The organism is Streptomyces sp. UF-297, from assembly GCF_058245575.1.
Window position 1 is genome coordinate 68451 of record NZ_JBSIBZ010000040.1, and the last position, 7114, is coordinate 75564.

At 69.6% G+C, this 7114-nt stretch carries 4 protein-coding genes; 3 read left to right on the forward strand and 1 reads right to left on the reverse strand.

All coding sequences use genetic code 11. The features are described from left to right. The first annotated feature begins 21 nt into the window (after nucleotides 1–21). Nucleotides 22–1992 (forward strand): ATP-dependent DNA helicase, encoded by a 1971-nt coding sequence (locus AC4IJH_RS22650; protein ID WP_490853641.1) that lies wholly within the window; start codon nucleotides 22–24, stop codon nucleotides 1990–1992. A 156-nt stretch (nucleotides 1993–2148) separates the two neighbouring features. On the opposite strand, the gene lexA is transcribed toward AC4IJH_RS22650, so the two are convergent. Further along, on the reverse strand, nucleotides 2149–2949 hold the full coding sequence (gene lexA, locus AC4IJH_RS22655) for a transcriptional repressor LexA (protein ID WP_490853642.1): 801 nt from the start codon (nucleotides 2947–2949) through the stop codon (nucleotides 2149–2151). 570 nt (nucleotides 2950–3519) lie between these two features. On the opposite strand from lexA, the gene nrdR reads away from it, so the two are divergent. Together nrdR and AC4IJH_RS22665 are read left to right on the forward strand one after the other, a co-directional pair. Next, entirely contained in the window at nucleotides 3520–4041 is a 522-nt protein-coding gene (nrdR, locus tag AC4IJH_RS22660) for a transcriptional regulator NrdR (RefSeq protein WP_490853643.1), read from the forward strand. A gap of 123 nt (nucleotides 4042–4164) precedes the next feature. Beyond that, nucleotides 4165–7047 (forward strand): vitamin B12-dependent ribonucleotide reductase, encoded by a 2883-nt coding sequence (locus AC4IJH_RS22665; RefSeq protein WP_490853644.1) that lies wholly within the window; start codon nucleotides 4165–4167, stop codon nucleotides 7045–7047. Nucleotides 7048–7114: the final 67 nt, after the last annotated feature.

Below are 7114 nucleotides of genomic sequence, written 5' to 3' on the forward strand. Positions count from 1 at the left end.
CCCGCGTAGGGTGAAAGCGCTATGACGAAGCCCTCCCTCCCCGATCTGCTCCACGCCGCCGTCACCGCTGTCGGCGGCACCGAGCGCCCTGGCCAGGTCGCCATGGCCGAAGCCGTCGCCGAGGCCGTGGACGACGGCTCCCACCTGCTCGTCCAGGCCGGCACCGGCACCGGAAAGTCCCTCGGCTATCTGGTGCCGGCCCTCGCCCACGGCGACCGCGTGGTGGTGGCGACGGCCACTCTCGCGCTGCAGCGCCAGCTGGTGGAGCGCGATCTGCCGCGTACGGTCGACGCGCTGCACCCGCAGCTGCGCCGCCGCCCGAATTTCGCGATGCTCAAGGGCCGCTCCAACTATCTGTGCCTGCACCGCCTCCACGAGGGAGTCCCGCAGGAAGAGGAGGACGGCCTCTTCGACGTCTTCGAGCAGGCGACGCCCACCAGCAAGCTCGGCAAGGACCTGCTGCGGCTGCGCGACTGGTCGGACGAGACCGAGACGGGCGACCGCGACGACCTCACCCCGGGCGTCTCCGACCGCGCCTGGGGCCAGGTCTCGGTCTCCTCCCGCGAGTGCCTGGGCGCCTCGAAGTGCGCGTACGGTGCCGAGTGCTTCGCCGAGGCCGCCCGTGAGCGCGCCAAGCTCGCGGACGTCGTCATCACCAACCACGCCCTGCTGGCGATCGACGCCATCGAGGGCGCCCCCGTCCTTCCCCAGCACGACGTGCTGATCATCGACGAGGCGCACGAGCTGGTCTCCCGGGTGACCGGCGTGGCCACCGGCGAGCTCACCCCCGGCCAGGTCAACCGCGCGGTGCGCCGGGCCGCCAAGCTCGTCAACGAGAAGGCCGCCGACCAGCTCCAGACCGCGGCCGAGACCTTCGAGCGGCTGATGGAGCTGGCCCTGCCCGGCCGCCTGGAGGAGATCCCCGAGGACCTCGGCTACTGCCTGATGGCGCTGCGCGACGCGGCCCGTACGGTCATCTCGGCCCTGGGCTCCACCCGCGACAAGTCCGTCCAGGACGAGGACGCCGTCCGCAAGCAGGCCCTCGCCGCGGTCGAGAACGTGCACGCCGTCGCCGAGCGCATCGCCAACGGCTCCGAGTACGACGTGGTCTGGTACGAGCGCCACGACCGCTTCGGCGCCTCCTTGAGGGTGGCGCCGCTGTCCGTGTCGGGACTGCTGAGGGAGAAGCTGTTCGAGGACCGCTCCGTCGTCTTGACCTCCGCCACCCTCAAGCTCGGCGGCGACTTCAACGGCGTCGCGGCCTCGCTCGGCCTGTCCCCGGAGGGCACGGAGGGCGAGGACATCCCCGTATGGAAGGGCCTGGACGTCGGCTCGCCCTTCGACTACGGCAAGCAGGGCATCCTCTACGTCGCCAAGCACCTCGCCCAGCCCGGCCGCGAGGGCAGCCGCACCGACATGCTCGATGAGCTCGCCGAGCTGATCGAGGCCGCCGGCGGCCGCACGCTCGGCCTCTTCTCGTCCATGCGGGCCGCTCAGGCGGCGGCGGAGAACCTGCGGGGCCGGCTGGACATGCCGATCCTCCTCCAGGGGGAGGAGACCCTCGGCGAGCTGATCCGTGCCTTCGCCGCCGATGCGCAGACCTGCCTGTTCGGCACGCTCTCGCTGTGGCAGGGCGTGGATGTCCCGGGCCCGAACTGCCAGCTGGTGGTCATGGACCGGGTGCCCTTCCCGCGCCCCGACGACCCGCTGATGAGCGCCCGCCAGAAGGCGGTGGAGGAGGCCGGGGGCAATGGCTTCATGGCCGTGGCGGCCACCCATGCCGCCCTGCTGATGGCCCAGGGCGCGGGCCGTCTCGTACGCGCCACGGGCGACCGCGGTGTCGTCGCCGTCCTGGACCCGCGCGTGGAGCGGGCCCGCTACGGCTCGTTCCTGCGCAAGTCCATGCCGGACTTCTGGTACACCACCGACCGCAACCAGGTCCGCCGCTCCCTGGCCGCCATCGACGCGGCAGCCAAGAAGGGCGACCAGTAGGTGATCGCCCCAGCGCATACGGCAGCCACCGATTGAGCAGCCCCCAGGGTGATCAACCACCTCGGCGGCAGCGGCGCCGGTTCAGGTGCGAAGGCGCAGAAGAACCAAGCCCCGGAACCGGCGCAGTGGTCCCGGGGCCCGGTCGAGAGGGGTGGGTCAGACCCGCCGCAGTACGGCGACGACCTTGCCGAGGATCGTCGCCTCGTCGCCGGGGATCGGCTGGTAGGCGGAGTTGTGCGGCAGCAGCCACACATGGCCGTCCTCACGCTTGAAGCGCTTGACGGTGGCCTCGCCGTCCAGCATGGCGGCGACGATGTCGCCGTTCTCGGCCACCGGCTGGCGCCGGACCGTGACCCAGTCGCCGTCGCAGATGGCGGCCTCGACCATGGAGTCGCCGACCACCTTCAGCACGAACAGCTCGCCGTCGCCGACCAGTTGGCGCGGCAGCGGGAAGACGTCCTCGACCGACTCCTCGGCGAGGATGGGCCCGCCGGCGGCGATCCGGCCCACCAGCGGGACGTAGGACGCCGCGGGCTTGCCGGTGGTGTCGGCCGGGGTGCTGCTGGGCTGGTCCGACCCGCGGACCTCGTACGCCCGCGGGCGGTGCGGGTCGCGCCGCAGGAAGCCCTTGCGCTCCAGAGCCATGAGCTGGTGGGCGACGGACGACGTGCTGGACAGCCCCACGGCCTGGCCGATCTCGCGCATGGACGGCGGGTAGCCGCGCCGCTGGACCGAATCGCGGATGACTTCGATGACCCGGCGCTGGCGGTCGGTGAGGCCCGAGCTGTCGGCCCGGATGCCTGGAGGCCGGCCGGGCAGCGAACGTGTGGGCTTGGGGCCCTCGGGATTCATCGTGGCGTCGTCCATGTGCGGTTTCTGGGCCTTTTGCGGATTCTCGAATCGGCTCTGGGAGTGGCTCTGGGCGGTGATGGTGGCGCTGTCTGCGGTGGTGGTCACGTCGGCCCCTCTCGGAATGTTCTCCCTAGTTAGCCAACGGTAGTTGCTTTCGAAAGGTTGCGCCAAACACACGTTCGAGTGAAAATTCGGCGATTCCCTGACCTGATCAAGGGGCTGGGTGTATAGCCGAATGGCAATTCGGGGCATTGCGGTACTCTTCCGCCGAAGCTTTCGACAGCCCGTGACGGCTCCCGGCGGCTCCCGGTGAAAAGTCTCCGGCAGGCGGATCGCATCGCCCGGCCGCGACGCGCGGGGCGTGGCGACGGGGGCAAGTCTTTCATCTCCGCCCCGCCGGGTCGCGGACCGGGTGGCTTCCCGTACCCTCGTGGACGGCCTCGCAGGCGCCTCGGCGCCGCGACACGCGGCGGGTGTGGTTGACCGCCAGACACCACATCTAGTGCTTTGATGAGTGCCGACGCCTACAAGTTGTGGTGCTCGGTCTTTCGGGGCCCAGCGATCGCCTATGCTTGTGGCTGCTCCGGAGGGCTCGCACGGGCCGTCGGGAGTTCATCAGCCGTACGCCGGGGTCGGTGGCGTACGTCCGCTTTCGAGGGTGAGGAGGGTGAAGCCGTGCATTGCCCCTTCTGCAGGCACCCCGACAGCAGGGTCGTCGACAGCCGCACCACCGACGACGGCACCTCGATCCGCCGGCGCCGCCAGTGCCCCGACTGCTCCCGCCGTTTCACGACCATCGAGACGGCGTCGCTGATGGTGATCAAGCGGAGCGGGGTCACCGAGCCCTTCAGCCGCAACAAGGTCATCGCCGGCGTGCGCAAGGCGTGCCAGGGCCGCCCGGTCACCGAGGACGCCCTCGCCAAGCTCGGCCAGCGGGTCGAGGAGGCGGTGCGCGCCACCGGCAGCGCCGAGCTGTCCACCCATGACGTCGGGCTCGCCATACTGGGCCCGCTGCAGGAGCTCGACCTCGTCGCGTACCTGCGCTTCGCGTCCGTGTACCGGGCGTTCGACTCACTCGAAGACTTCGAGGCGGCCATCGCCGAGCTGCGGGAGCAGCGCGAGCAGCAGCCGTCCGCGCAGGGCTGCGGGACCGGATCGGACCGGTCGGTCCCCGTGCCCGCCACCGCCGCCGACTGACGTTCGGCGCGCATCCAGGACCTGACCGGGGCATCGCAGGGGCTCCGGCACCAGACAGACACACACCGTGCCACGGGAACAAGTGCGCACATATGGGCGTTTTCGCCCGTACAGGGAGGCGGAATGACAGAGACGACGAGCGGCCCGGCACGAGGCTCCCGCTCCAAGGGCAGCAAGGCCAGCAAGGGTCTGCGTATCGAGCGCATCCACACCACCCCCGGCGTGCATCCGTACGACGAGGTGGCGTGGGAGCGCCGTGACGTCGTCATGACCAATTGGCGCGACGGCTCGGTCAACTTCGAGCAGCGTGGCGTCGAGTTCCCCGACTTCTGGTCGGTGAACGCGGTCAACATCGTCACGAGCAAGTACTTCCGTGGTGCGGTGGGCTCGCCCGAGCGCGAGTCGAGCCTGCGGCAGCTCATCGACCGTGTCGTGAAGACCTACCGCAAGTCCGGCGAGGACAACGGCTACTTCGCCTCCCCGGCCGACGCGGAGATCTTCGAGCACGAGCTCGCCTACGCGCTGCTGCACCAGGTCTTCAGCTTCAACTCCCCGGTGTGGTTCAACGTCGGCACCAAGCAGCCGCAGCAGGTCAGCGCCTGCTTCATCCTCTCGGTCGACGACTCCATGGAGTCCATCCTCGACTGGTACAAGGAAGAGGGGATGATCTTCAAGGGCGGCTCCGGCGCCGGCCTGAACCTCTCCCGCATCCGCTCCTCCAAGGAGCTGCTCTCCTCCGGCGGCAACGCCTCCGGCCCGGTCTCCTTCATGCGCGGCGCCGACGCGTCCGCAGGAACGATCAAGTCGGGCGGCGCCACCCGCCGCGCGGCCAAGATGGTCGTCCTGGACGTGGACCACCCCGACGTCGAGGCCTTCATCGAGACCAAGGTCAAGGAGGAGGAGAAGGTCCGCGCGCTGCGCGACGCGGGCTTCGACATGGACCTGGGCGGCGAGGACATCACCTCCGTCCAGTACCAGAACGCCAACAACTCCGTCCGCGTGAACGACGAGTTCATGAAGGCCGTCGAGTCCGGCTCCCAGTTCGGCCTGCGCGGCCGGATGAACGGTGAGGTCATCGAGGAGGTCGACGCCAAGTCGCTCTTCCGCAAGCTGGCCGAGGCCGCCTGGGCCTGCGCCGACCCCGGCATCCAGTACGACGACACCATCAACCACTGGCACACCTCGCCGGAGACGGGCCGGATCACCGCGTCCAACCCGTGCAGCGAGTACATGCACCTGGACAACTCCTCGTGCAACCTGGCCTCGCTCAACCTCATGAAGTTCCTGCGCGACGACGACAAGGGCAACCAGTCCTTCGACGCCGAGCGGTTCGCCAAGGTCGTCGAGCTGGTCATCACCGCGATGGACATCTCCATCTGCTTCGCGGACTTCCCCACCGAGAAGATCGGTGAGACCACCCGCGCCTTCCGCCAGCTGGGCATCGGCTACGCCAACCTCGGCGCCCTGCTGATGGCCACCGGCCACGCCTACGACTCCGACGGCGGCCGCGCGCTGGCCGGTGCCATCACCTCCCTGATGACCGGCACCTCCTACAAGCGCTCCGCCGAGCTGGCCGCGGTCGTGGGCCCGTACGACGGCTACGCCCGTAACGCGGACGCCCACAAGCGCGTCATGAAGCAGCACGCGGACGCCAACTCCGCCGCCAAGCGCATGGACGACCTGGACGTCCCGGTGTGGGCCGCGGCCACCGAGGCCTGGCAGGACGTCGTCCGCCTCGGCGAGAAGAACGGCTTCCGCAACGCTCAGGCCTCCGTGCTGGCGCCCACCGGCACCATCGGCCTGATGATGGACTGCGACACCACTGGCGTCGAGCCGGACCTGGCCCTGGTCAAGTTCAAGAAGCTCGTCGGCGGCGGCTCGATGCAGATCGTCAACAACACGGTGCCCAAGGCCCTCAAGCGCCTGGGCTACCAGCCCGAGCAGGTCGAGGCGATCGTCGCCCACATCGCCGAGCACGGCAATGTGATCGACGCCCCGGGCCTGAAGAGCGAGCACTACGAGGTCTTCGACTGCGCCATGGGCGCCCGCGCGATCTCCGCCATGGGCCACGTGCGCATGATGGCCGCCGCGCAGCCGTTCCTGTCCGGCGCGATCTCCAAGACGGTCAACCTCCCCGAGACGGCCACCGTCGAGGAGGTCGAGGAGGTCTACTTCGAGGGCTGGAAGCTCGGCCTGAAGGCGCTCGCGATCTACCGCGACAACTGCAAGGTCGGCCAGCCGCTCTCCGCCAAGAAGAAGGAGGAGACCAAGGCCGAGGCCGAGGCTCCGGCGGAGAAGAAGGTCGTCGAGTACCGCCCGGTCCGCAAGCGTCTGCCCAAGGGCCGTCCCGGCATCACCACCTCCTTCACGGTGGGCGGCGCCGAGGGCTACATGACCGCCAACTCCTACCCGGACGACGGTCTGGGCGAGGTCTTCCTGAAGATGTCCAAGCAGGGTTCGACCCTGGCGGGCATGATGGACGCCTTCTCCATCGCGGTCTCGGTCGGCCTCCAGTACGGCGTGCCGCTGGAGACCTACGTCTCGAAGTTCACCAACATGCGCTTTGAGCCGGCCGGCATGACGGACGACCCGGACGTGCGGATGGCGCAGTCGATCGTCGACTACATCTTCCGCCGCCTGGCGCTGGACTTCCTGCCCTTCGAGACCCGCTCGGCGCTCGGCATCCACTCCGTCGAGGAGCGCACCCGCCACCTGGAGACCGGTTCGTACGAGCCGTCCGAGGAGGAGGACGTGGACGTGGAGGGCCTGGCCCAGTCCGCGCCGCGCCAGGTCGAGGCGCCGAAGCAGGCCACCCCCGCGGCGAAGATCGTCGAGGAGGTCGCCGCTGTGGCCCCCAAGCAGGCGCACACCAACGCCGAACTGGTCGAGATGCAGCTCGGCATCAACGCCGACGCGCCGCTGTGCTTCTCCTGCGGCACGAAGATGCAGCGGGCCGGCAGCTGCTACCTGTGCGAGGGCTGCGGCTCGACGAGCGGCTGCAGCTGACCGTCACGCTAGGCACGGCCGTCGCGGACGGACATAGAAGCTGAGGGGCGGCAGGACCCATGGGTCC